The 24,875-nt window shown below is 31.4% G+C and carries 18 protein-coding genes; 14 read left to right on the top strand and 4 right to left on the bottom strand.

The window, feature by feature from the left end:
* Window positions 1–7: 7 nt before the first annotated feature.
* From ACIQ06_RS07820 to kynU, 3 genes are all read left to right on the top strand, one after another.
* Window positions 8–331, top strand: coding sequence for a hypothetical protein (locus ACIQ06_RS07820; protein ID WP_396145176.1), 324 nt, complete (start codon window positions 8–10; stop codon window positions 329–331).
* A gap of 172 nt (window positions 332–503) precedes the next feature.
* Window positions 504–1,553, top strand: a complete 1,050-nt coding sequence (queA, locus tag ACIQ06_RS07815; RefSeq protein WP_345090442.1) for a tRNA preQ1(34) S-adenosylmethionine ribosyltransferase-isomerase QueA — start codon at window positions 504–506, stop codon at window positions 1,551–1,553.
* 283 nt (window positions 1,554–1,836) lie between these two features.
* Window positions 1,837–3,114: a kynureninase gene (gene kynU / locus ACIQ06_RS07810; protein ID WP_396145174.1), complete on the top strand. Its 1,278-nt coding sequence runs from the start codon at window positions 1,837–1,839 to the stop codon at window positions 3,112–3,114.
* A gap of 103 nt (window positions 3,115–3,217) precedes the next feature.
* On the opposite strand, the gene ACIQ06_RS07805 is transcribed toward kynU, so the two are convergent.
* Window positions 3,218–5,029 (bottom strand): hypothetical protein, encoded by a 1,812-nt coding sequence (locus tag ACIQ06_RS07805; RefSeq protein ID WP_396145284.1) that lies wholly within the window; start codon window positions 5,027–5,029, stop codon window positions 3,218–3,220.
* A gap of 161 nt (window positions 5,030–5,190) precedes the next feature.
* On the opposite strand from ACIQ06_RS07805, the gene ACIQ06_RS07800 reads away from it, so the two are divergent.
* The 4 genes from ACIQ06_RS07800 (at window position 5,191) to ACIQ06_RS07785 (ending at window position 10,651) form a co-directional block, all read left to right on the top strand.
* Window positions 5,191–6,279, top strand: a complete 1,089-nt coding sequence (locus ACIQ06_RS07800; RefSeq protein WP_396145172.1) for an agmatinase family protein — start codon at window positions 5,191–5,193, stop codon at window positions 6,277–6,279.
* 84 nt (window positions 6,280–6,363) lie between these two features.
* Entirely contained in the window at window positions 6,364–6,792 is a 429-nt protein-coding gene (locus ACIQ06_RS07795) for a glycine zipper family protein (protein ID WP_396145170.1), read from the top strand.
* An 80-nt stretch (window positions 6,793–6,872) separates the two neighbouring features.
* Entirely contained in the window at window positions 6,873–9,260 is a 2,388-nt protein-coding gene (locus ACIQ06_RS07790) for a penicillin acylase family protein (RefSeq protein WP_396145168.1), read from the top strand.
* A gap of 41 nt (window positions 9,261–9,301) precedes the next feature.
* Window positions 9,302–10,651 carry an FAD-dependent oxidoreductase gene (locus tag ACIQ06_RS07785; RefSeq protein ID WP_396145166.1) on the top strand — a complete coding sequence of 450 codons (1,350 nt, stop codon included), beginning with the start codon at window positions 9,302–9,304 and terminating at the stop codon, window positions 10,649–10,651.
* Here the strand turns inward: ACIQ06_RS07785 and ACIQ06_RS07780 are convergent.
* From ACIQ06_RS07780 to ACIQ06_RS07770, 3 genes are all read right to left on the bottom strand, one after another.
* Complete coding sequence (locus ACIQ06_RS07780) at window positions 10,648–11,013, bottom strand: cupin domain-containing protein (RefSeq protein WP_396145164.1); 366 nt, start codon at window positions 11,011–11,013, stop codon at window positions 10,648–10,650. The genes ACIQ06_RS07785 and ACIQ06_RS07780 overlap by 4 nt on opposite strands.
* Entirely contained in the window at window positions 11,013–13,985 is a 2,973-nt protein-coding gene (locus ACIQ06_RS07775) for a T9SS type A sorting domain-containing protein (protein ID WP_396145162.1), read from the bottom strand. The genes ACIQ06_RS07780 and ACIQ06_RS07775 overlap by 1 nt, the downstream gene beginning before the upstream one ends.
* Before the next feature lie 109 nt (window positions 13,986–14,094).
* Window positions 14,095–15,603, bottom strand: coding sequence for a helicase HerA-like domain-containing protein (locus ACIQ06_RS07770; RefSeq protein WP_396145160.1), 1,509 nt, complete (start codon window positions 15,601–15,603; stop codon window positions 14,095–14,097).
* Window positions 15,604–15,992: 389 nt separating this feature from the next.
* Between ACIQ06_RS07770 and ACIQ06_RS07765 the strand changes: the two genes are divergently transcribed.
* The 7 genes from ACIQ06_RS07765 (at window position 15,993) to ACIQ06_RS07735 (ending at window position 24,715) form a co-directional block, all read left to right on the top strand.
* On the top strand, window positions 15,993–16,811 hold the full coding sequence (locus tag ACIQ06_RS07765) for a MotA/TolQ/ExbB proton channel family protein (RefSeq protein ID WP_396145158.1): 819 nt from the start codon (window positions 15,993–15,995) through the stop codon (window positions 16,809–16,811).
* 58 nt (window positions 16,812–16,869) lie between these two features.
* Window positions 16,870–17,499, top strand: a complete 630-nt coding sequence (locus ACIQ06_RS07760) for an ExbD/TolR family protein (RefSeq protein ID WP_396145155.1) — start codon at window positions 16,870–16,872, stop codon at window positions 17,497–17,499.
* A gap of 20 nt (window positions 17,500–17,519) precedes the next feature.
* Complete coding sequence (locus ACIQ06_RS07755) at window positions 17,520–18,089, top strand: ExbD/TolR family protein (RefSeq protein ID WP_396145153.1); 570 nt, start codon at window positions 17,520–17,522, stop codon at window positions 18,087–18,089.
* 24 nt (window positions 18,090–18,113) lie between these two features.
* Complete coding sequence (locus ACIQ06_RS07750) at window positions 18,114–18,917, top strand: energy transducer TonB (protein ID WP_396145150.1); 804 nt, start codon at window positions 18,114–18,116, stop codon at window positions 18,915–18,917.
* A 225-nt stretch (window positions 18,918–19,142) separates the two neighbouring features.
* A complete protein-coding gene (locus ACIQ06_RS07745) occupies window positions 19,143–20,066 on the top strand; it encodes a PstS family phosphate ABC transporter substrate-binding protein (RefSeq protein ID WP_396145148.1) in 924 nt (307 codons plus the stop codon).
* An 11-nt stretch (window positions 20,067–20,077) separates the two neighbouring features.
* Window positions 20,078–21,733, top strand: coding sequence for a tetratricopeptide repeat protein (locus tag ACIQ06_RS07740; protein ID WP_396145146.1), 1,656 nt, complete (start codon window positions 20,078–20,080; stop codon window positions 21,731–21,733).
* 213 nt (window positions 21,734–21,946) lie between these two features.
* Window positions 21,947–24,715 (top strand): outer membrane beta-barrel protein, encoded by a 2,769-nt coding sequence (locus tag ACIQ06_RS07735; RefSeq protein WP_396145144.1) that lies wholly within the window; start codon window positions 21,947–21,949, stop codon window positions 24,713–24,715.
* The last annotated feature ends 160 nt before the right edge of the window (window positions 24,716–24,875 follow it).

Below are 24,875 nucleotides of genomic sequence, written 5' to 3'. Positions count from 1 at the left end.
AAGTATCATGAAAAAAATAATTTTTATCTCAATCATCGCATTAACATTAATTTCATTTAATAGTTCTTCTAATGCTATTTCAAAAATAGAGAAGTTAGAATTGGTTTCAGAAAAATTCGATATCAAAATAAAAAATGACACCGATAACGAAGTTAAAGTTATCAATGCAGGAAGTGGCGGAAGTTATTCCTTAACCAAAGGAGCAACAACAACAATCAAAATGGAAGAAGGTGACAAACTTCACTATTATGAAAAAGGTAAAAAAGGAGCATTAATTCTAACAGCTTCCAAAGATATGCATGGAAAAGTTCAACTGTTAAGTAAGATTTAAAGATAAGTAGTTTTTAGTTTTTTTTCTTGGCGTTGTCAAGTAAAATGGGAGATTTATAAAATAAACCCCTTTTTACTTGACAACGCCTATTTCACAATCGTATATTTGCACTCGATTTAATTTTTATGATTTCAATATCTAAAATTTAATATCTAATATCTAAAATTTAATTATGAAATTATCTCATTTTCAATTCAATTTACCAGTAGAATTACTTGCTGAATATCCAGCAGAAAACCGTGACGAATCTCGTTTAATGGTTATCGACAGAAAAAAAGGAACTATCGAACATAAAATGTTCAAAGACGTTATCGATTATTTTGGTGATGGCGATGTAATGATTCTTAACAACACCAAAGTTTTTCCAGCACGTATGTATGGAAACAAAGAAAAAACAGGTGCAAGAATTGAAGTTTTCTTGTTAAGAGAACTAAATGCAGAGCAACGCCTTTGGGATGTTTTAGTTGATCCTGCTCGTAAAATTAGAATTGGAAACAAATTATATTTTGGAGATGACGATTCATTAGTAGCTGAAGTTATCGACAACACCACTTCTCGTGGAAGAACTTTGCGTTTCCTTTACGATGGTTCTTACGAAGAATTCAGAAATAAATTAACAGAACTTGGAGAAACTCCAATCCCAAAATACATTAATCGTGAAGTAACTGAAGAAGATGCAGAACGTTACCAAACCATCTATGCAAAAGAAGAAGGTGCAGTAGCAGCTCCAACTGCCGGTTTACACTTCTCAAAACACCTTTTGAAAAGATTAGAAATCAAAGGAGTTGACTTTGCAGAAGTAACGCTTCACGTAGGTTTAGGAACTTTCAATCCAGTTGAAGTTGAAGATTTATCTAAACACAAAATGGATTCAGAAGAGTTAAAAATTAACCAATTAGCTTGTGATATTGTAAACAATGCCAAAGCTAAAAAGAAAAGAATCTGTTGTGTAGGAACAACTTCAATGCGTGCTATTGAAAGTTCAGTTTCATCACAAAGAACATTAAATCCGTTCGATGGTTGGACAAACAAATTCATTTTTCCACCATACGATTTCAGTATTGCAGATGCAATGATTACTAATTTTCACACGCCTAAGTCAACATTATTAATGATGATTTCAGCATTCTGTGGACACGATTTAATGAAAAAAGCATACGAAGAAGCTATCAAAGAAGGTTATAAATTCTATTCTTACGGCGACGCAATGTTGATAATTTAATCTGAACTTGTTTCAGATTCCTTTAATAAATCTCATCAGAAATGGTGAGATTTTTTTTTGGAGCGAATCTACCGCATTCTTGCAATCCATTTTCCTGCTGCTGAAACTCGCTTTTTTCTAATGTTGCCTGAGGTTCTCGAAGGCAACATTAGAAAAAGAGCTCAAACAATTTCAGCATCAGGGCTAGTTGGCAATTGTCTTATACAAAATCAATTTTCAAAAGTCTTTTTTCTTTTCTCTATTCTCTTTTTTCTTTACATTTACACCACAAACAAATCACACAATGACATTTCAAAATAATCTCCAATTCGCTCAACAATTAGATGCTCAAGACGAATTAAAAAAATACAGACAAGAATTCATCTTTCCAAAACATGATGGTAAAGACGTGATTTACTTCACAGGGAATTCACTTGGTTTACAACCAAAGTCTGCAAAAACCTATGTTGATGAAGTAATGAACGATTGGGCAAATCTTGCTGTCGAAGGTCATTTTTATGCTGAAAAACCTTGGTGGGATTATCAAGAACGTTTTGCAGAGCCATTAAGCAAAATTGTAGGAGCAAAACCTTCAGAAGTTTCGGTAATGAATACGTTAACTATCAATCTACACTTATTGATGGTTTCGTTTTATCGTCCAACAAAAACACGTTATAAAATTATCTGCGAAGAAAAAGCATTTCCGTCAGACCAATATATGTTTCAATCTCAAGTCAATCATCACGGATTTAAACCAGAAGATGCAATTGTCGAAATCAAAAGACGCGAAGGCGAGCACAACATTCGTTTAGAAGACATTTTAGCTAAAATTGAAGAAGTCGGAGATGAATTAGCTTTAGTATTATTTGGCGGCGTAAATTATTACACAGGTCAAGTTTTCGATATGAAAACCATCACCGAAGCAGGACACAAAGTAGGAGCAAACGTAGGTTTCGACCTTGCGCACGCAGCTGGAAATATAAAATTAGAATTACACGATTGGAATGTAGATTTTGCAGCTTGGTGTTCTTACAAATATATGAATTCCGGACCAGGAAATGCGTCAGGCGTTTTTGTTCACGAAAAGCACCATCATTCTAACTTACCAAGATTCGCTGGTTGGTGGGGACACAACAAAGAAAGACGTTTCAAAATGGAACCAACTTTCGATCCAGTTCACGGCGCTGACGGATGGCAAGTTTCTAATTTACCAATTCTTTCTCTTGCACCATATTTAGCATCAGTTGAACTATTTGCTGAAGTTGGAATGGATAAACTAATCGCAAAAAGAAATCAAATAACAGCTTATTTAGAATTTATTCTTCACGAAATAGACAAAGAAGTAGATAGCACATTTGAAGTAATTACTCCATCCAACCAAGAAGAAAGAGCTTGTCAATTATCAGTTTTTCTTCATGGAGAAGGAAGAAGTTTGTTTGACTATTTAATGAGCAATGGTGTCATAACCGATTGGCGCGAACCAAATGTAATTCGTCTTGCTCCAGTTCCGTTATATACTTCGTATGAAGATATGTACAACTTTGGACAGATTCTTAAACAAGGAATTTTAGAAAACAGATAACTATTTCAAATCAAAAAAAAGGAATTTCGCTACAATTGTAAAGAGATTCCTTTTTTTAATCTGTGATAATCCGTATAAATCTGTAAAATCCGTGGCAAAAAAACTATGCCAAAACCAAACTAGGAATTTCTATTTCATGCAATTCCAATTGATATTGTTTTATTTGATTTTGAATTTTAGTCTTTTCGTTTTTAAAGAATTCCGTTGTATCAAATAGGTTTTGATAATAGTTAATTCCTTCTAATAAATTATTCTTAAACGAATTCCATTTTTTTATTTGACCAGATGAAAGTTCGTTGGTATATTCAGAAATCTCGTTTCTTAAATACTCAACATACATTCTCAATTCTTTTACAAAAACATTCGGACGATTGGCATCAGTCATTACACTCGCATTTCCATAAATGTGTTTTACCATATCAGCCAAAGAAATTTCAGTATCAAAATAAGCTAAATTTGGTCCAGGACAAATCACAATTCCTTGTTGTTGCCCTTTTATTTTAATATCATTTTCTAAATAAGCAGCGTTTACTAATCCAACGCAAAGACATGCTTTTTCAGTAATTTTATTTTTGATTTTATCAAATTCATTTGAAGAAATGTCGTCTTTTTTAGCTTCTAATTCTTCCAATTTTATATCTTGGTATTTCTTCGAAGCCATGCACAAACCTTTGTCGTCGTGTTCTTTGCTTAATGCCAATAATCGTTTCGGACAAGAACTTCCAGCATTATTTTCGTCAATTCTTTTTTGTTTCCAATACTCATTAGAAGTTCCTCTAACCGAATTAAATGGAACGCCAAGTGGTGAAATATTGCTCAAATAAAAATCGTCTTCTTTTGCATTAGCCAATAAAGCTCTAGTTTCATTATCAAGCGAAGTTGCTTCTGGAACCAACAAAAATGGAGAACCCCAACCAATGGAGTCTAAATTATAATTTTCTAATAAAAATTCATGTTCTTCAGCCGTTCCAACACCACCTTGAGCCGTGATTTTTAATGCTAATGGTTTTTCTGGAACAGGCATTTCTTTTTGTCCTAAAGCTTTCACCAATAAATCATGAGCCGATTGCACCAATTGATTTTTCTTTTCTTTGAATTCTTCCAAAATTGGTCCCATCAAATAACCATCAGTAGCAAAAGCGTGTCCGCCACAATTCAAACCCGACTCGATTCTGTATTCCGAAACCCAAAGTCCTTTTTTAGCCAAGAAATTCCCTTGAATCATAGCCGAACGAAAATCGCTTACTTTCAAAATGATTTTCTTTTTTAAATCTGAATTAAAATCTGGAAAAAAGTCTTTAAAATTTTCAAAATAGCTATACAATCTCGGATTCATTCCTGCAGAAAGTACAACTGATGAAGTCAAATTACTATTGGCAAATCCACGAAGTGCTGCGTGAGCATCATTGAATTCTACTGGTAATTGATCGTTTTTATCAAAATTATCTTTATCGACTTTGGTCATAATATTCACATCAATATCACCAGGAGCAAGATGTTGTTCAAGATAACTTTTGATAGTTTCTTTTATCGTAATTCCGTCGTCAATAAAACCTTGTAATCCTTTTTTCAAATCCGATTTGTTCGGCAACATGGCAATATAATTCTCCAATGAAGTTTTGCTTTCCGCCAATTCGTTTTTGAAATTTTCAAACTTTTCTTTAACGATAGTATCTACCAAATTCAAATAATGAGTAATTCTTTCAGCTCTATAATCGTGAAACTTTTGTGTGATTTCTTGATAAGGTTGTTCAAATTTTTCGCTGTAAAACGCTCGCATTTTTTCAATAACTTCATCATCAGTAATCGAAATTACCGACGATATTCCATACTGAGCCACTCGAATCGGACTATCAATAGTGTAGGCCAATCCCATAACTGGAATATGAAAAGTATGTGCATTTATTTTATTCATACCTAAATAATTATTAATAATTGTAATCGTCAAAGATGACTTTTTTAGCTTGCAAAAAAGATGACAATTATCATATGTATATTTTGATTTGATGAAAAAATAGTTTCAAAAAAATACTTTAAACACTAACTTTGCTGCTTTCAAACTTTGAAACTATCAAAATGACTAAACAAGAGATAATAAATACTTTCGATCCATCACAACCAGGATTAGCTGATGCAACTATTTTCGGATTGCCATTTTCATCAGAACAATCAGAAATCATAATAATTCCTGTGCCTTGGGAAGTAACTGTAAGTTATGGAGCTGGTGCTTCAGAAGGTCCAGAAGCTGTTTTGGATGCTTCTTTTCAAGTGGATTTGAATCATCAAGATTTTCCAGAATTATGGAAACTAGGAATGTATTACGCAGAAATTCCAGATTCATGGAAAACCAATTCTGATAAATACAAAGCATTAGCTCAACCCATTATAGAAGCATTGGAAGACGGTCAAGATGTGTTTGAAATTCCTGCATTGAAAGCCGATTTAGATAAAATAAATACTGTTTGTAGAGATTTGCATTCAGAAGTTAGAGAAACGGTTTTGCATTGGATGAACCAAGGTAAAAAGGTCGTTCTTCTTGGAGGTGACCATTCAACACCACTTGGTTATTACGAAGCTTTGGCAACCAAACACGATAATTTCGGAATTTTACACCTTGATGCGCACATGGATTTGCGTATTGCCTACGAAGGTTTTACTTATTCGCATGCATCAATTATGTACAATGCGTTACAAATTCCGCAGATTTCTAAAATCGTTCAAGTTGGAATTCGCGATTTCTGTGAGCAAGAAGTTGACGTTGTAAAATCAGAAAACGGAAGAGTTTTAGTTCATACCGATTCCGATTTGAAAAAAGAAACTTTTGAAGGAATGACTTGGCAACAACAATGCGATGCAATCATTGCTTCACTGCCACAAAAAGTTTGCATCTCTTTTGATATCGACGGAATGTATCCATGGTATTGTCCTAATACAGGAACTCCAGTTCCAGGCGGATTTTCATTTGAACAAGCTACCTATTTATTCAACAAATTAGCCGAAAGTGGCAAAGAAATCATAGGTTTCGACTTGGTAGAAGTAGCGCCAGGCGAAAACGACGATTGGGATGGAAATGTAGGAGCAAGAATGTTATTTCACATGTGTGGTGTTTTAGCCAAAAATAACGGATTGAATGTTGGGACAAAAATAGAGTTTCCAAGAAAGTAAGTTTTAGGAAACGTTAAATTAAACACCTTAAAAAACTTATCAGCTAGTAATAACGTACCTTTAAAAAAATATAAAAAATTATATATGAGGAATTTATTAGTTTCGGTAACAATTTTAGGAATGATGTTTTTTACTTCTTGTAAAAATTCAGACAAATCTGGTGTTGTAGATTCAGAAAAACAAGTTGTTATTGATTCAATGAAAGTTGTAGCAGAAAAACAAAGAATTATTGATTCGATGAAAGTTGACGCTGCTAAAATCGCAAAAGAGAAAGAAGTAATTGTAGTTAATAATACTACAAAAACTCAGTCATCAGGAGCAACAACAACATCAACAACAAAAAGAAAAGGTTGGAGTGGAGCAGCAAAAGGCGCTGTAATTGGTGCTGGAGTTGGTGCAATAACTGGTGCAGCGATTAGCAAGAAAAAAGGAGAAGGTGCCATTATTGGCGGACTTGCTGGAGCTGGAGTTGGCGCTGGAACAGGAGCAATAATTGACAGTAGTAAAAAATAAAATTTTAAAATAAAATTTTTAAAATCCGCAGCAGTAATTGTTGCGGATTTTTTATTTAACTTTGAGTTTTATCTTACTTTATGAAAAAATTCAAAAAAGCATTACTTATTTTTGTTGCACTACTACTTCTAATTGCACTTTCACTTTACATTTATCTTCAAACAACAAAACCTCAATACGAAGGTGAAGTTGACATAAAAAACATTTCTAAAAACACAGAAGTTTTCTTTGACGAATATGGAATTCCACATATTTATGCTGCTAATCAAACCGATGCTCAAGTAGTTTTAGGTTATGTTCATGCGCAAGATAGATTATGGCAAATGGAATTGTTACGTAGAATTGCCGCTGGCAGATTATCGGAACTTTTTGGGAATAAAGTTTCTAAAACAGATATGTTTTTTGTTGGTTTAGGTATTGATGAAAATTCTGAAAAAGCTGTAGCGAATATTGATAAAAATTCAGAAAGTTATAAATTATCAATGGCTTATCTTGATGGGATAAATCAATACATTGAAAACGGAAAAACTCCAGTCGAATACACTTTATTAGGATTAGAAAAGAAACCATTTACTCTAAAAGATGTTTATAATATCTTCGGATTTATGTCTTTTAGTTTTGCAATGGCTCAAAAAACTGATCCTTTAATGACCGATATTCGTGATAATTTGGGTTCAGAATATTTGAAAGATTTTGGACTTGATGGTTCTTTTGGTGCTGTTCAATTAAAAAGTTTTGAAGGCGAAGTTTCTAATTATTCCGAGATTTCTAAACAAGTAGCAAGTATTTTAGACAATTCACCAGTTCCAGCATTTATTGGAAGTAATAGTTGGGTAATTGGTTCACAAAAAACCAAAAATGGAAAAGTAATTTTTGCCAACGATCCGCATATCGGTTTTGCACAACCTTGCACTTGGTATGAAGCACATATTTCTTGTCCAGATTACGAAATATATGGCTACTATTTGGCAGGAACTCCATTTCCACTTTTAGGACATAATCGAGACTATGCTTATGGATTAACGATGTTTGAAAACGACGATATAGATTTGTTTCAAGAGGAAATTAATCAGAAGGATGAAAATCAATACAAGTATAAAAATGAGTTTTTAGATTTTAAGAATCGAAAAAAAACCATCAAAGTAAAAGACAGTTCCGATATTGTTTTAAATATTAAGGAAAGCATTCATGGACCCATTATGAATGGAGTTTTGAATACTATTTCTACTGACAAACCTATTGCACTTTCGTGGATTTATACGCAGCAAAAAAATCAAATTCTTGATGCAGTTTATCATTTAAGTCATTCTAAAAATATAACTGATTTTAGAACAAATATTGAGCTTATTCATGCGCCAGGATTAAACATCATGTATGGTGATGCACAAAATAATATCTCATGGACAGCCGCAGGAAAATTGTATAAATTACCAAAAAATGTCAACCCAAATTTCATTTTAAATGGAAGTAATGGTGAAGACGATAAAAAAGAGTTTCTTGATTTTTCTAAAAATCCAACAGCCTTAAATCCTAGTTGGAATTATGTGTATTCTTCCAATAATCAAACTGAAGCCGTTGATGGTTATTTGTATCCTGGATATTATTTGCCAAAAGATAGAGCAATGAGAATTGAAAGTATTCTTTTTCCAAAAAACAATTGGACTTCTAAGGATGTTGAAAAAATGATTTTGGATAATACTTCAACCAATTCCGCAAAAAATGCAATATCAATTGTTTCAAGTTTGAATACAAATGATTTTTCTCGTTTAGAAAAAGACGCAATGTATTCTTTAGTAAAATGGGATGGCGAAAACGAATTAACTACTATTCAATCAACAATTTATAATAAATTAATCTATAGATATTTAGAAAATACGTTTCAAGACGAATTGGGTAAAGTTAAATTTTCGGCATTGCTTTCAACACATGTAATTAAGCAAATAATTGAACCTCAAGTAGCTAACGAAAATTCAGTTTGGTGGGATAATTCTAAAACTAAAGATAAAAAAGAAACTCGAAAAGAAATTCTAACAAAATCATTTAAAGAATCCATTACCGAACTCGAAAAACAACTTGGAAATGACATTTCAAAATGGACTTGGAATAGGGTTCATACTTTGGAACACGTTCATCCAATTGGTCAAATTGAACTTTTATCTTCATTTTTTAATGTCGGAAAATTTGAAGTAGCAGGAAGCAATGAAGTGATTAATAATTTAATGTTTGGCTTTCCTTCTAATGGAATTTATGAAGTAAAAGCTGGACCTTCAACTAGAAGAATTATCGATTTTTCTGATGTTGAAAATAGTGTGAGTATTTTACCAACAGGAAACTCAGGAAATCCAATGAGTAAGCATTATAATGACCAAGCCGAAATGTACAATCAAGGCAAATTCAGAAAAATGAAGATGAATAAGAAAGAGATTATGGAAACTTCAACAAAGTTGGTTTTTGTCAGTAAGATGTAAATATAATTCGATAAATTTGCAAAACCGCTTATAAAAATATAATGCAAACTCCCAAAAAAATAGCCATTGTAGGTTCAGGATTAGTTGGAACTTTATTAGGAATTTATCTTAAAAGAAGAGGTCACACTGTTCATATTTATGATAGAAGTCCAGATATTAGAAAAATAAATTTCTCTGGAAGATCTATAAACTTAGTTTTATCTGATAGAGGTGTTAGAGCTTTGAGTGATGTTGGCTTAGAGAAAGAGGTCTTAGGAATTGGGATTCCTGTTGAAAAACGAGCTATTCACGTTGGTGAAAATACAGTTAATGAACAATTTTATGGTAAAGATGGTGAAGTTATTTATTCGCTTTCTAGAGGTTTATTAAATAAAAAAATGGTTGATTTAGCTGAAAAAGCTGGTGTTGAATTTTTCTTTGAAGAAAAGGTTTGGGATGTTGATTTAACTACTGCAACAATATCAATTGGAGAAACTGAAAGAGGCGAGTGGTTTACTAAAGACTATGATTTAACTTTTGGTGCCGATGGAGCTTTTTCAAGAATTAGACATAGAATGCAACGTCAGAGTATGTTTAATTATTCACAAGAATTTTTAGAAATTGGTTACAAAGAATTACACATTCCTGCTAATGCAGATGGTTCACATAAATTAGATAAAAATTCTTTACATATTTGGCCTAGAGGTAAATTTATGTTGATGGCTTTAGCCAATCTAGATGGTACATTTACTTGTACATTGTTTATGCCTCATGATGGAGAAAATTCTTTTGAAGAATTAAAAACAAAGGAACAATTAGTTGAATTTTTCGCAAAACATTTTCCAGATACAAAAGAAGTAATTCCAAATCTTGTAGAAGATTTCTTTAAAAATCCAACAAGTTATTTAGTTACTATGAAGTGTTTCCCATGGACTTTTAGTGATAAAGTTGCTCTAATTGGAGATGCTTGTCATGCTATAGTTCCATTTTATGGTCACGGAATGAACGCTGGATTTGAAGATATTACCGTTTTAAATAATATGATTGAAAAATATGGTGATGATTGGGCAAATTTGTTAAACGATTACGAAAACTCTAGAAAACCAAATACAGATGCTATTGCAGAACTTTCCTATAGAAATTTCATGGAAATGAGTTCGAAAACCGCAGATGAAAAATTTCTTCTTCAAAAGAAAATTGAAAAATGGTTTTCTGACAAACATCCTGACAAATGGATGCCATTATATAGTAGAGTAACTTTTAGTTTACAGCCTTATTCTGAAGCTTTAGCTATAGGTGATTTTCAAAATAAAATCATGGAAGAAATTTTAAAAATAGAGAATATACAAGAAAATTGGAATTCAGAAGAAGTAGAGAACTTGATTCTACAAAAACTGAAAACTGTTTACTAAATTTCCTCTCGATGCACTTTTGTAAAATCGAATGCCGGTTTGCAAATTGCAATATATTCACAAGGTTCATCAAACGGATTAGAATATTGAACTCTTGTATTTGCTTCAATTTTTATAGATTGACCAGTTTCTAAAACAACAACTTCACCTTCAATAATGAATTGCTTTTTACCTGAAATAATATAAGTGTATTCTTCAAATTCAGGTGTTTGAAAAGGTTCACTCCATTTTGGTGGCGCAACCATATGAGCAATTGAAATGTCATTATTATTTGTAGCGACTTTTCCATGATGTTCTTCAATCAATTTGCCATCAGTAGTTGGAACTACAAAAGGTGTTTTTTGGATTAAGTATTTTTTCATTATTGCTTAATAATTTTTTCAAATTTCACACCATTTTCTGTATACACTTTCACAAAATAAATTCCAGCTAATTGTTTAGATATATCAAATTTAGCTTCAGTTGAAGTAGTTAATTTTGTTTCAATTAATCGTCCTTGAATATCGAATAACTGAATAAAAGTAATGTTTTCTTTTGCAGTTATAGTCAAGATATTCTTGGTTGGATTTGGATAAACACTAACCGATTTATTTTCGAATTCGTTTGCTCCAAGTGCTGTAAATGTTGATGTTGCTGTGTTTGTAATTATTGGGAAATTATAGTCAAAATAGATGTCGGCAGTATTAGAAACCGAATTACCAAGAACTAAATTGTTTTTAGTTTTAATTTTAAAAGCAATAAAACCATGACTTGCAGGCTCATTGTCTTGTTCGGCAGGAAGATTAATTCCTTGAAAAATAAACTCAACTTTATTCCCTGTTATTCTCGTTACTTGAGGATGTGATGTTGTAATTAATTGTAATGTATTAATGTCAAATTTTGTAGCATCAATCATGTCTTTTACAACAATATTTGTTGCTGGAGCAGTTCCAGAGTTTTGAAAACGTATTAAATAGTGTAAATAATCACCAATTTTTGTTGGAGAAATTGTTGTACCTTCTAAACACGTTTTGTCATTTGGATCATAAGAACCAACCACTATTTGATTCAGATTGAAGACATTGTCTGAAGCTGTTTCATCTCCAGAAATTGGGTTTATTGTAGAAGTAAACACCAATTCATCATTAATATTTACAGGAGGAATTTCTGTTGGAGCATTTACATTTAAGGTTAAAAATATGTTTCTGCTTTCAAGTGGAAATAAATTACTAAAATTCCAATTTAAATTATTTAAAGATTGACTTGAAACTACTGGATTGGCAGTAATGTAATCTAATATAGCATCATTGAATTGAAAATTTATAGCTCCAGAAAGTGTTTGATTTCCTTTGTTTTTATAAACAATATTGTATAAAGCGTCAAATCCTGGTTGGGCTGGCTGAATAGGAATTATAGTAATGTCTAAATCATTATGAATTCCATTAGGTGTAATACAAAAGTTTTGAGTTTGTGAAGAACCATCCAGCGATGGAAAATTAAGTGTAGCCGCAGTTGGAGAAACTGTAAAATATTGATTTTGAAATTGTGGAGTTAAAACAAAATTTCCTGCTTGATTGTAAAAACTATAAAGGCCATTATTATTAGTGAAAGTAGCTCCAGAAAGAGTTCCATCATTTATATTGATTTTTATATCATAAGGATGTAAGTCGTTTACATCGCAACCATTATTATTGATGTCTAAAGTAAATGCTCCTGTAATTGAATTGTTTACTCCACCAGGAACAAAGCTACAATAAGAGTTTACTTGAACATTTGTAATATTTTCATATTGCAATTGTTGCTGAATATATTGAATATATTGGTCTTGTACACAGATGTAAGCTAAGTTCGGACAATTAAAAAAGATGTAACTAGAAAGAAAATCAATATGATGTCCATTTTTTAGGTTAATATAAGTCAAATTTGGATTACTATTGAAGTCATAAGAAGGAATGTTAGTTGATGTTGAAATGATTAATCCAGTATTACTTAGATCTATTGAAGTAAATAAATTATTAGCAACATTTATATAAATTAAATATCCAAGATTAGATAAATCAATGCTAGATAATTGATTGTTTGAACAATTTAAATTGCTAATGTATTGTGAATTTGATACATCAAGACTTGTTAATTGATTTCCACTACAAACTAAATTACTAAGGCTTATTAAACTTGAGACATCAAGATTAGTTAGGTTATTTTGTCCACAGTTTAGTGTTATAAGGTTAATCAATGGAGTTACGTTTAGAGTACTTAATTGATTTGAAGCACAACCTAGAAAAGTCAAATTAATTAGGTTAGAAACATTTAAAGATGTTAGAGGATTTAGCGAACATTCTAAATGAGTTAATAAGTTTAAATTAGACAAGTTTAATGTTCCTATAGAATTATCACTACAGCTTAAATGTGTAAGATTAACCAAATTGGTAACATCTAGAGTGTTTAAATTATTACCACTGCAACTTAGAAAGTTTAAACTACTTAATCCAGTTAAATCTAAATTAGATATTCCACCGCCTCCTTGTGATTCACAATCCAGAATTTGTAGATTTAGCATATTATTAACTGTTAATGATGATAAAGCATTATATCTACAATTTAATTGAGTTATATTGTTTGCTCCTGTAGTTGTTAAAGTTTGTATATAATTATAGGAACAATGTAGATTTGTTAGCGCATTTAAGTTGCTAACATCCAGTGAAGTTAAATTATTTCCTGAGCAATTTAGATTTTGAAGATTGACTAGTGAACTTACATCCAAATTTGTTAATCCACCCAAATCAGAACAATCTAAGTTTTGAAGATTGACTAAACCATTTAAATTTAAAGTGGTTAATTGATCACAATAAGAACAGTTTAAGTTTTGTAAATTAGTTAGACCAGTAAGGTTTAAAGATGATAGGTTAGAACATCCAAAACAATTTAAATCAATTAAATTTGTTAAACCAGTTACATTTAAATTTGTTAAGTAAGTAGTAGAACAATTTAATATTCGTAGGTTAGACAACATAGATACATCTAGAGAAACTAGTTGATTGCCTTGACTATAAAGATTTTCAAGATTCACTAATCCAGTCAAATTTACAGAGGTTGCAGAGGTGTTAAAAGTTAAACTTTGAAGATTAGTAAACGCTTCAATTCCTGTTAAATTTGTGGTATTATAGCTTTGTATATCTAAAGTTGTCACATTTAAAGCTTCACTATTTTGAATTTGATTATCACCATTTGTATCAATAACAGGTTGATAGGAAAGTAAAAAACTTTTAAAATTAGCATCAGGAATGTTTACAATTTGCGACTGAGCAATTGCTGTGAATAGAATAAGGGATAATATGGTGTAGAATTTTCTCATAATCAATAGTTTTAACTTTAAGATGCAAGAGGATTACAAAGGTTGCGTAACGTTACAAACAAAAGTATAAAAAAAATCTTATAAATTGATTATGAAAAAGTTATCAAATTTATTTCTTAAATAACTTCATCAGTATACCAAAAACTCCACGAATGAAACTAGCACTTGTTACCACTTTTGTCACCGATTTACCAATAACTTCAGCGGTGCTTGGTTCATTGCTTTTCTTTTCTTCAACTTCTGTTTCTTCAGCTTGTTCAAACGCTTCTTCAATTTTTTTATTCAGAATTTCGTAAGCACTTTCTCTGTCGATTTCTTCGGCATATTTTTTTACAAGTTTCGATTTGGCATTGATAGCTTCAATTTCTGAATCCACTAAAATATCCATTCTACTTTGAGGAGCGCGAAGCATTGTTGCAGCCAAAGGTGTTGGAATTCCTTTTTCATTTAATGCAGTAACAAAGGCTTCTCCAATTCCAAGCGAAGTCAAAACTTCATCGGTTTGATAGTAATCAGAAGTTGGATAATTATCTGCAGTTTGTTTGATGGCTTGTCTATCATTTGCTGTAAAAGCTCTCAATGCATGCTGAATTTTTAAACCTAATTGCGCCAAAACACCTTTAGGAATATCCATAGGATTTTGTGTTACAAAGTAAACGCCAATTCCTTTTGAACGAATAAGCTTGATAATTGTTTCTATTTGATCTAAAAGAACTTTACTTGCTTCGTCAAAAATTAAGTGTGCCTCATCAATAAACAAAACTAATTCAGGTTGATCAACATCACCTTTTTCAGGCATTTGCTGATAGATTTCAGCCAACAAACTCAACATAAATGTCGAGAATAATTTAGGTTTATCTTGAATATCCGTTAGACGTAATATATTAATGTATCCTTTTCCGTTTTCGTCGATTCTCATCAAATCATCAATTTCGAATGATTTTTCTCCAAAAAAGAAATCACCTCCTTGTTGTTCCAATTCAATAATTTTTCTCAGAATTGTTCCGGTCGTAGCCGTTGAAATCTTTCCGTAGTTTTCAGAAATTTCATCTTTTCCCTCTTCGGTGATATAATTAAGGACTTTTTTAATGTCTTTTAAATCCAATAAAGGCATTTTGTTATCATCACAATATTTAAAGATAACCGCCATCACTCCAGCTTGAGTATCATTTAAATCTAATATTCTTGAAAATAAAACAGGTCCAAATTCAGAAATGGTTGCTCTCATTCTCACGCCATCTTGAGCAGAAAGTGTCATTAGCTCAACAGGAAAAGAACTTGTAGCGTAGGGAATATTTATTTTTGCGTGACGCTCAGTAATAAAAGGTTTCTCTTCACCAGGTTGTGCTATCCCAGAAAAATCACCTTTGATATCCATCATTAAAACAGGAATTCCAAAAGAAGACAATTGCTCAGAAAGCACTTGAATGGTTTTAGTTTTTCCAGTTCCAGTTGCTCCTGCAATTAATCCATGACGGTTTAATGTTTTCAATGGAATTCTAACTTGAGTTTCTCCAACAGGTTCGGCGTCTAAAATTGCAGCTCCTAGAATTATACTTTCTCCTTTAGAAGTGTAACCTTCGTTAATGTGCTGAATGAAGTTATCTTTTTTACTCATTATTATGAAAATTAGAATGATTTTTTAATATAAAGCGAATATAATACATTTTTTTACTTCTCTTAATGTCCTTATATGATTCATTTTTTCACCTCTTCCCAACCTTTTCTACTTTTTTCACCTCTATATTAATAATAAATGCAGTTAATTAAACGTTATTAAGATTAGGATTTATTGAGTTTTTAATTAGTTATAATTGAAACTTTTAAACATTTAACATTAAAATTAAATTTTCAATAGAATAAATACTATGAATTTGTATGATTTAAGATAATGTTATAAATAACAAAAAAAGTTTTTTTATTTAAACTAAAAAATTAAATTTGCTCCTATTCAAGTTTACTTACAACTAAAACTTATAAATTATTAAAAACTTAAAATTTTAAAAAATGGCAAACGTTAAAAAAGACAACGGTTCAAACGGAGGAGGAATGATTTCTGGAATTATCATCGTAGCATGTATTTTTGTTGGATGGATTATTTGGAACTTTATTATGGGTAATGGTGCAAACTTCGAAGGTGGAGTAAACACAGGACATCCACTTCCTGGAAATTATTTAGCGATGGTATACAAAGGAGGTCCAATTGTACCAGTCTTAATGGGATTATTATTAATGGTAATCGTTTTCTCTTTCGAAAGATATTTCGTTATTTCTAAAGCTGCTGGAAAAGGTAACTTAGATGCATTCATGAAAAAAGTTCAATCTAGCATTGCTGGTGGTAACATTGAAGATGCAATCGATGCTTGTGACAAACAAAAAGGTTCAGTAGCAAATGCTATTAGAGCTGCATTAGTTAAATACCAAGATGTTAAAAAAGAAGGTTTTTCAAGCGAAGAAGCTGCTGAAATGATTCACAAAGAAATCGAAGAAGCTACTTCATTAGAAATGCCAATGTTAGAAAAACACATGACTATTCTTTCTACATTAGTATCTTTAGGAACTCTTGCAGGATTATTAGGAACAGTAACTGGTATGATTAAAGCGTTTGGTGCATTAGCAACTGCTGGTACTCCTGACCAAGCTTTATTAGCAAATGGTATTTCTGAAGCACTTATCAATACTGCGACAGGAATTTCTACTTCTGCTTTAGCAATTATTACTTACAACTTATTTACTTCTAAAATCGATACTTTAACGTATTCTATCGACGAAGCTGGAACAGCAATCGTGAATACTTACAGAAGATTGAGAGGAAGTTTAAAATAATAGTAACTTTTTTTTAGCACCTAATTATATATGTGTTAAATAAAAAAATATATAACAAATGGCAAAAATAAAAATGTCTAAAAAGGCGGCATCTATCGACATGACAGCAATGTGTGACGTAGCTTTCCTTTTGCTTACGTTCTTCATTTTGACAGCTACAGCAAAGACTCCTGAGCCATTGCCTGTAGAAACGCCAGCGTCAACAGTAGAGGTGAAACTTCCTGAAACTGGTTTAGTGACGTTGACTGTTGGTAAAAGTGAAGGAAAAGATAAAGTGTTTTTTGGAATGAAGGACAGAGATGTTCGCGAAAAAACACTTGAGTTAATGGGTAATATGTATAAAATAAAATTTACACCAGAAGAATCAGCTCAATTTGCTCTAATTGATGAATTTGGAGTGCCAATACAAGCTCTTAAACAAATTATTGCTATGAAAGGCGCAGAAAGAAATAAAGCAGGTTTACAACCAGGAATCCCAATGGATTCTTTAGACAATCAATTAAAAGATTGGATTTATACTGCTCGTCAAGCAAATATTGAATTAGGTAAAGAAAAAGATCTCGACTTCGCCATTAGAGGTGATGCTAAACAAGAATATCCAAAAATTAAAAAAATTATGGATATTTTACAGGACCAAAAAATCAATAGCTTCAATTTAGTTACTGGTACAAGAGGTAAAAATTATTAATTCAAAAAAGATAGTAGAAAATGGCTGAATTAAATACCGGCGACGGTGGCGGTGGCAAAGGCGGAAAAGTAAGAAGTAAAAAGCAAAATTCTAAAGTTGACTTAACAGCAATGGTGGATTTAGCATTCTTATTAATCACGTTCTTCATGTTAACGACCTCGTTATCTAAACCCAAAGCAATGGATTTAGGTTTGCCTGACAAAGAAACTGATGATACTCCACCTGCTGATATTAAAGTTGACCAAAGAAGGACAGTTACTGTTATTCTTGGAGATAATGATAAAATCAAATGGTTTCATGGACTTATTGAAACTCCAGAACCAGGAGGGAAACCTCAAGATATTGGTTATGGAAAAGAAGGAATTCGTAGTGTTTTACTTCCTAAAGTTAAATCAGTTCCAGAGGTAACAGGTGATAAGGATAAAGGTTTAATTGTAATTATCAAACCTACTAAAAAATCAACTTACAAAAACTTAGTTGATATCCTAGATGAAATGGCAATATGTAAAGTGCCTACTTATGCAATAGTTAATGATTTTTCTGATCCAGAGAAAAAATTAGCTGAAGAACTTAATAAAGGTGCTAAATAAGTACTAACAATAAAAAGAAACAAAATGAAGTTAGACCTATTAAATAATAAATGGCTAGACATCGTTTTTGAAGGACGTAACAAAAGTTATGGTGCTTATGAATTGCGTAAAGACAATACTAAGACCAATGTTCGTGCTTTAATAATTGGTGCGGTTATTTTCTCTTTTGCAGTGGCAACTCCATTATTGATAAATTTAATCCCAGATTCTTCTGATGATGATTTGTCATTAAATGAGAAAATTACAACAGTAAAATTACCACCAAAAGAAGAAAAACCTAAAGAAAATCTTCCGCCACCTCCACCGCCTCCACCAAAAGTGGATCAAGTAAAATTTGTTAAGCCAGTAGTGGCAAAAACAAATGAGGTTACAGAAGAAATTGTTAAAATTGAGGATATTAAAGACAAAAATCTTGGTAAAGAGGACATCAAAGGTGATCCAAATGCCGATTTAGTTTTAACACCTCCAGGTGACGGACCAAAAGGGCCTGCAGTAGTTGAGGAAGATAATACAATTTATAATTCAGCTGGTATCGAACAAAAACCTGAGTTTCCGGGTGGTATGGCAAAGTTTTATAAATTTATCGAAAACAACTATAATGTACCTTCGGATAGTCCGGGTGGAAAAGTTTTTATTCAATTCGTAGTTGAAAAAGATGGTTCATTAACAGATATCAAAGTTTTAAGAGATATCGGTTACGGAACCGGAAAAGAAGCAGAAAGAGTATTGAGAAAATCTCCAAAATGGACTCCAGCTGAACAAAATGGTAAAAAAGTAAGATGTTCTTACCAATTGCCTATCACGCTTCAAGCTCCTCAAGAAGAATAGTAATGATTAAGAAATTAATTTTAAACTATAAGAAGAAATCGCTTAACGAGCGATTTCTTCTATTTATAGGATTTTTGTTTTTTTTGATTTATTTAACATTTGGTATTGTGCTAATTTTTTGGACTAGTTTTCCAATACGATTGCAACCACAATATAGAATAGCTCTAGGAATATTATTAATGGCTTACGGTTTTTTCAGATTCTATAGATATTTTAATACTAACAATGATGAAGAATAAAAAGATTTTATTTTTGATTTTAGTTCCAATTCTTATTTTAGGAATTGTAATATCATGTGTGAAAAAAGATATAAATGATCCTAAGTCAGACACAATCATTGAAGGAAAAACTACAATTTTAGTAGATGAAACTTTAATGCCAATTGTTGAAGATCAAGTAACTATTTTTGAGACACAGTATGATGCAAAAATAACTTTGCTTCCAAAATCTGAAAAAGAAAGCGTTATTGATTTTACAAATGAAAAATCAGGAATTATCGTACTTTCTAGAGAATTAAATAAGGAGGAAACAGCTATTTTTAATCAGAAAAAAATTAAACCTAGAACTACAGCATTTGCAATAGATGCCATAACATTTATAAAGAATACAAAATCAAACGATACTTTAATTGATTTAAAAGAAGTAATTGATTATTTAAAAGGAACTAAAAACAGCATAAAAGGATTGGTTTTTGACAACCCTAACTCAAGTACAGTTAGCTATTTATGCAGATTAGCAAAGATAGAATCACTACCAAGTGAAGGTGTTTTTTCATTCAAAACTAATGATGAAGTAATAAAACATGTTTCAGAAAATGATGGAATGATTGGTGTAGTTGGAATAAATTGGTTGACACAACCAAAAGCAGCAATGCAAAAATATGTAAATAGTGTAAAAATTTTAAGTGTGAAAACTACTGATAACAAGTATGTTTACCCATCACAAGAGAACATAGGAAGTAGAGCATACCCTTTGGCACGTGTTTTGTATATTATCAATTGTCAAGGATATGAAGGATTAGGAATGGGCTTTGCTTCATTCATAGCCGGAGAGATAGGACAAAGAATAATTACACAATCGGGACTTTCTCCAATGAGAGAACCAAGCCGAAATATTAGAATTAGAAATCAAATAGAAAACAAGAAATAAATTACAATAAGATGAGCAAATTTAAAATTTTCAGTATTGCTTTGTTAGCTTCAGCCGCAGTGAGCCAAGCACAAGACTTAGATCAAGCTAGAAAAGCGATTGATGCTGAACAGTATGAAAAAGCTAAGTCATTATTAAAGAGTATTATTCAAACCAAAAGTAATGGTAGAGCATCATTTCTTTTAGGGAATATATATCTAACTCAAAACATCGAGGATTCTGCAAAAATTTCTTTTGACAGAGGTTTATCTTCTGAAGAAGGAAAAATCAATAACATTGGTCTAGGTCAATTAGAATTGAATAGTGGTAATGTTGCAGCTGCAAAATCTAAATTTGATGCAGTAACTAAAGATCTTAAAAAGAAAGATGTGGAAGAGTACATCTATATTGCAAAAGCTTATATGAATGCTGACAAACCTGACTATAAAGCAGCGATTGAAGTTTTGAATAAAGCCAAAGTTGCAAATCCAACTAATGCATACATACACTTAGCTTTAGGTGATGCATACTATGGTGAAAAAAATCAAAATGAAGCATATTCAGCTTATAGAAGCGCTTACCAATCTGATAGTTCTTTGATTAGAGCTAAAATGCAATTGGGTGTTTTGTTAAAAGGTGCTAAAGCTTATAGAGAATCAATTAAAGCGTATGATGAAGTTATTGCAATCAACAAAAGTTATGGTCCTGTTTATAGAGAATTAGCAGAAACCTACTATTTGTGGGCTAACAATAAACCTTCTACTTACACAGAAAACATCAAAAAAGCATTAGATAGCTATAATGAGTACATGAAATTAACAGATTATTCATTGACATCTCGTATGCGTCATGCAGACTTCTTAATCTTAGCAAGAGATTATGTAGCTCTAGAAGCAGAAGCAAATGAAATGAAAAAACTAGATAAAGTTAATCCAAGAATTCTACGTTATTTAGGTTACTCTGCTTATGAAAATGGAAATACAGAAGCAGCTATTACAGCACTTAATGAATTTATTGCTAAAGGAACTAAAGTAATTCCTGGTGATTATTATTACTTAGGATTAGCTCTTGTAAAAAAATCAATTGGTGCAGATGGGAAAACAGTTGACGCAACAATGTTAAAAAATGGAGCAGCTGAGATTCAGAAAGCTCTTAATATGGAGCCAGTTTTAGCAAATGGTTTGAACGAAATTGGTAAAAAGTATTTTGGACAAAAGTTGTATGATGTTTCTTCAGCTATTTTTGAAGCAGCAATTTCTAACCCAACGTCAAAAAACTATCTTGAAGATAATGTATACTATGGTCTTTCTGTTTTCACAATCAACAGAGGAAAAGATGCTAAAACTATTGACCTTGTAAGTTTAGATAAAGCTGATAAAGCCATGGATAATGTAATTACAGCATCACCAACTTATCAAGAGGCATATTTATACAAAGCTAGAATTAATAGTTCTTTAGAAAAAGATGAGGTGATGGCAGCTACTTATCAAAAATATTTAGATATCGTATTACCTAAAGGTGACGAAGAAATAGCTAAAAACAAAGCAAAAATTACAGAATCTTATAACAGTATTGCAGCATTCTATGCTAATACTGATAAAGTAAAAGCAAAAGAGTTTTTCAGTAAAACTTTAGCTTTAGATCCAACAAATAATTATGCTTTAGAGTCTATGAAATTGTTGAAATGAGGAGCAGACCCAATAATACCCGAAACTAAAGCTCCTATAACTACAAAAAAGAAAGTTGTAAAAAAGACAACTAAAAAGAAGAAATAATAAAAAAAACGTCCAAGAAATTGGGCGTTTTTTTATTTACTTATGTTAAAGTTTTGTAAGAAATTATTTCTTTAAATACTAAAGTCTTTATTTCGTAGTTATTTAGAAAAACTAACCAATAAATTTATGCCTAAAACTTTCTACGTCGTACTTGCAATTGTATTCTGTTCCTTTACTTATGGTCAAAATACCTTTAATTTAAAAGGAAAAGTAATTGATGAAGTAACCAAATTACCAATAGAATCTGCAACAGTTTATCTTTCATCAGCCAAAGATTCTACCGTGATTGATTATACGATTACAGATAAATTTGGAAAATTTGATTTCAAATTGAAGAAAATTGACAAACCAGTTTTTCTAAAAGTGTCTTTTGTAACTTATGATGAATATAAAATACCTTTAGAGAATGTATCTGCCGACAAAGATTTTGGAACTTTAGCATTAAAAGTTGCTATAAATAATCTAGATGAAGTCATCATCAAGAAAGAAACTCCTCCAATTAGAATTAAAAAAGACACTTTAGAGTTTAATGCATCTTCATTTAAGGTGCGTCCAGATGCTAATGTTGAAACTTTATTAAAGCAATTACCAGGCGTAGAAATTGACGCTGATGGAAAAATCACGGTAAACGGAAAAGAAGTAAATCAAATCCTAGTCAACGGAAAACCATTTTTTGATAAAGATGGTAAAATTGCGCTACAAAATTTGCCTTCAGATATCATCAATAAAGTTCAAGTTTCTGACACTAAAACTAAAAAAGAAGAGCAAACAGGTGCTGCAGCAAGTGCCAATACGGCCAGTATAAATCTAACCATTGACGAAGATAAAAACAAAGGATTTTTTGGCAAGTTCATGGGCGGACGTGGTTCTGATAAACGATATGAATCTAGTACTTTGGTGAATTATTTTAAAAATAAACGAAAAATTAGTGTTTTGGCATCTTCCAATAATATCAATGCAACTGGGTTCTCAATGGATGAAGTTTTTGATAATATGGGTGGCGGAAGAAATAGGAGTGTCTGGATTGGTGACAACGGTTCGTTTGGAATAAACGGAAGAAGTTTTGGAGGAAATAAAGGGATTACGCAGTCTAATTTAGTTGGATTGAATTATTCTGATGAATGGTTTAAAGATGCAGAAACTTCCTTAAGTTATTTTTATTCTGGAGCAAATTCTAAGAACACCAATAGAACTAGTTTGACTAATTTTTTACCTTCTGGAAATTTCTCAACAAACTCAAATTCAAATACAAACGAAGACAGATATGTTCATAATGTTACATCATTATTTGAATTTAAAATAGATTCATTAACAACAATATCATTAGAGCCAAATTTCACAAAGTCGAATAACAAAAATAGAAATGTTGCTTCTCAATCTTCTTTTGATGCAGCTAATGCTCTTTTAAACGAAAGTAGCTCAAACAATTTCTATGAAAACAATAATGACTCGTTCAATAATACTTTGTCTTTTACCAAATCATTTAAAAGAAAAGGGAAGAGTTTAAGTTTTGTTTTTGATAGCGAAAATTCTAACACAAAAGAAGATGAAATTGTTAGATCAACAACTATTTTTTATCAAGGAGCCGATCCAGATGATGTCAGGAATCAGACCAATAATTCTAAAAACATAAGCTCCAATTATAGGGCTGAACTAGAGTTTTATCAACCAATTACAGATTCACTTCAAGTAAAATTGGGTGTAGAATATAAAATGGATAGAAATAGAGATAGAAGAAATTCTTTTGATTTTGATGCAACAAATGAAACTTATTCGATTGCAAATGATGAATTATCTAATGTTTTTAATTCGTTAGAACGAACAATTACCCCAAACACAGGTTTAGCGTACAATAGCAAAAAAATGAATTTCAATTTGAATATAGGAACAACATTAATCAATTTTGATAATGATTCAGAATATTTAAATGTAAAAACCAGTTTAGAAAAAGAATTTGTTTTACCCTATATAAACACTTATGCTAGTTATCGTTTTTCAAAAAGTAAAAACTTATGGATTAACTACAATTACTCTTACACGCTTCCAACTGCAAGACAAATTTTGCCAGTTGAAGATTTAGCCAATCCATTGAATACTATAATTGGGAATCCAAATTTAGATTTGAATCAAAATCACGGTATTTATTTTTCTTATAGAGATTTCGATTACGCAACGCGTTCTGGATATGGAGTTTATACAGGAGGAAATTTTTACGATAATCAAATCGTCTTTTCAACAACATTTGATGCTAATAGAAAACGAACTACTTCATACGAAAATGTATCTGGCACATATAATTCGTGGTTTGGTTTATACTGGAATAAATCCATCAAAAAAGAAGGTCATAAATATAGATTTGAATTAAGAGCAAACAATAATTTTGGTTTGTCAAAAGGTTATACCGATGGTGAATTGTTTAGTGCAAAAACTTACACATTCAATCCAAGAGTTAATTTTACTTACGAATATGGCGAATTGTTAACGATTAATCCATCGTACAATTATTCCTTTAGCAAAACTAATTTCTCAAATTATGTGATTGAATCGGCATCCAATTTTACTCATCGATTGAACTTACAAGTGACGAGTTTTTGGCCAAAAAATTGGACTTTCGGAAACGACTTTGGATACACATACAACTCAAACATAGCAAGCGGATTCAAGAAAGATTTCTACTTATGGAATACCAGTTTGTCTTATAGTTTTTATCAAAAGAAATTGATGGCCAAAGTGAAAGTATATGACATGTTGAATCAAAATCAAAACGCAACAAGAAACATCACAGCGACATCAATTAGAGATGAAGAAAACGTAGTGCTAAGACGTTACGTAATGTTTTCATTAACCTACAAACTAGAAAAATTGCAGGAAAAGAAAAGAAATCAGGCGGAATGATGTGGTTTTAAATAAAAAAGGCTTTCTAAATTTAGAGGGCACTGAAAAAGTCCTTTAAGTAATAAGTATAATAATTTAAGGAGTAGAAAACTTAGTTTTTCTGCTCTTTTTTTTGTATATTTAGCTGTAATTATAGAGTTTTATAGATGTTATTAAAGCA

The organism is Flavobacterium sp. (assembly GCF_044341265.1).
GTDB lineage: Bacteria > Bacteroidota > Bacteroidia > Flavobacteriales > Flavobacteriaceae > Flavobacterium.
The sequence above is the reverse complement of the archived record's forward strand: the minus strand, read 5'-3'. Positions and strand labels throughout refer to the sequence as shown.

Bases quoted from the DNA above. Each gene is read 5' to 3' on its own strand.
- ACIQ06_RS07820 (WP_396145176.1), top strand. From the start codon at position 8: ATGAAAAAAATAATTTTTATCTCAATCATCGCATTAACATTAATTTCA.
- queA (WP_345090442.1), top strand. From the start codon at position 504: ATGAAATTATCTCATTTTCAATTCAATTTACCAGTAGAATTACTTGCT.
- kynU (WP_396145174.1), top strand. From the start codon at position 1,837: ATGACATTTCAAAATAATCTCCAATTCGCTCAACAATTAGATGCTCAA.
- ACIQ06_RS07805 (WP_396145284.1), bottom strand. From the start codon at position 5,029: ATGAATAAAATAAATGCACATACTTTTCATATTCCAGTTATGGGATTG.
- ACIQ06_RS07800 (WP_396145172.1), top strand. From the start codon at position 5,191: ATGACTAAACAAGAGATAATAAATACTTTCGATCCATCACAACCAGGA.
- ACIQ06_RS07795 (WP_396145170.1), top strand. From the start codon at position 6,364: ATGAGGAATTTATTAGTTTCGGTAACAATTTTAGGAATGATGTTTTTT.
- ACIQ06_RS07790 (WP_396145168.1), top strand. From the start codon at position 6,873: ATGAAAAAATTCAAAAAAGCATTACTTATTTTTGTTGCACTACTACTT.
- ACIQ06_RS07785 (WP_396145166.1), top strand. From the start codon at position 9,302: ATGCAAACTCCCAAAAAAATAGCCATTGTAGGTTCAGGATTAGTTGGA.
- ACIQ06_RS07780 (WP_396145164.1), bottom strand. From the start codon at position 11,013: ATGAAAAAATACTTAATCCAAAAAACACCTTTTGTAGTTCCAACTACT.
- ACIQ06_RS07775 (WP_396145162.1), bottom strand. From the start codon at position 13,985: ATGAGAAAATTCTACACCATATTATCCCTTATTCTATTCACAGCAATT.
- ACIQ06_RS07770 (WP_396145160.1), bottom strand. From the start codon at position 15,603: ATGAGTAAAAAAGATAACTTCATTCAGCACATTAACGAAGGTTACACT.
- ACIQ06_RS07765 (WP_396145158.1), top strand. From the start codon at position 15,993: ATGGCAAACGTTAAAAAAGACAACGGTTCAAACGGAGGAGGAATGATT.
- ACIQ06_RS07760 (WP_396145155.1), top strand. From the start codon at position 16,870: ATGGCAAAAATAAAAATGTCTAAAAAGGCGGCATCTATCGACATGACA.
- ACIQ06_RS07755 (WP_396145153.1), top strand. From the start codon at position 17,520: ATGGCTGAATTAAATACCGGCGACGGTGGCGGTGGCAAAGGCGGAAAA.
- ACIQ06_RS07750 (WP_396145150.1), top strand. From the start codon at position 18,114: ATGAAGTTAGACCTATTAAATAATAAATGGCTAGACATCGTTTTTGAA.
- ACIQ06_RS07745 (WP_396145148.1), top strand. From the start codon at position 19,143: ATGATGAAGAATAAAAAGATTTTATTTTTGATTTTAGTTCCAATTCTT.
- ACIQ06_RS07740 (WP_396145146.1), top strand. From the start codon at position 20,078: ATGAGCAAATTTAAAATTTTCAGTATTGCTTTGTTAGCTTCAGCCGCA.
- ACIQ06_RS07735 (WP_396145144.1), top strand. From the start codon at position 21,947: ATGCCTAAAACTTTCTACGTCGTACTTGCAATTGTATTCTGTTCCTTT.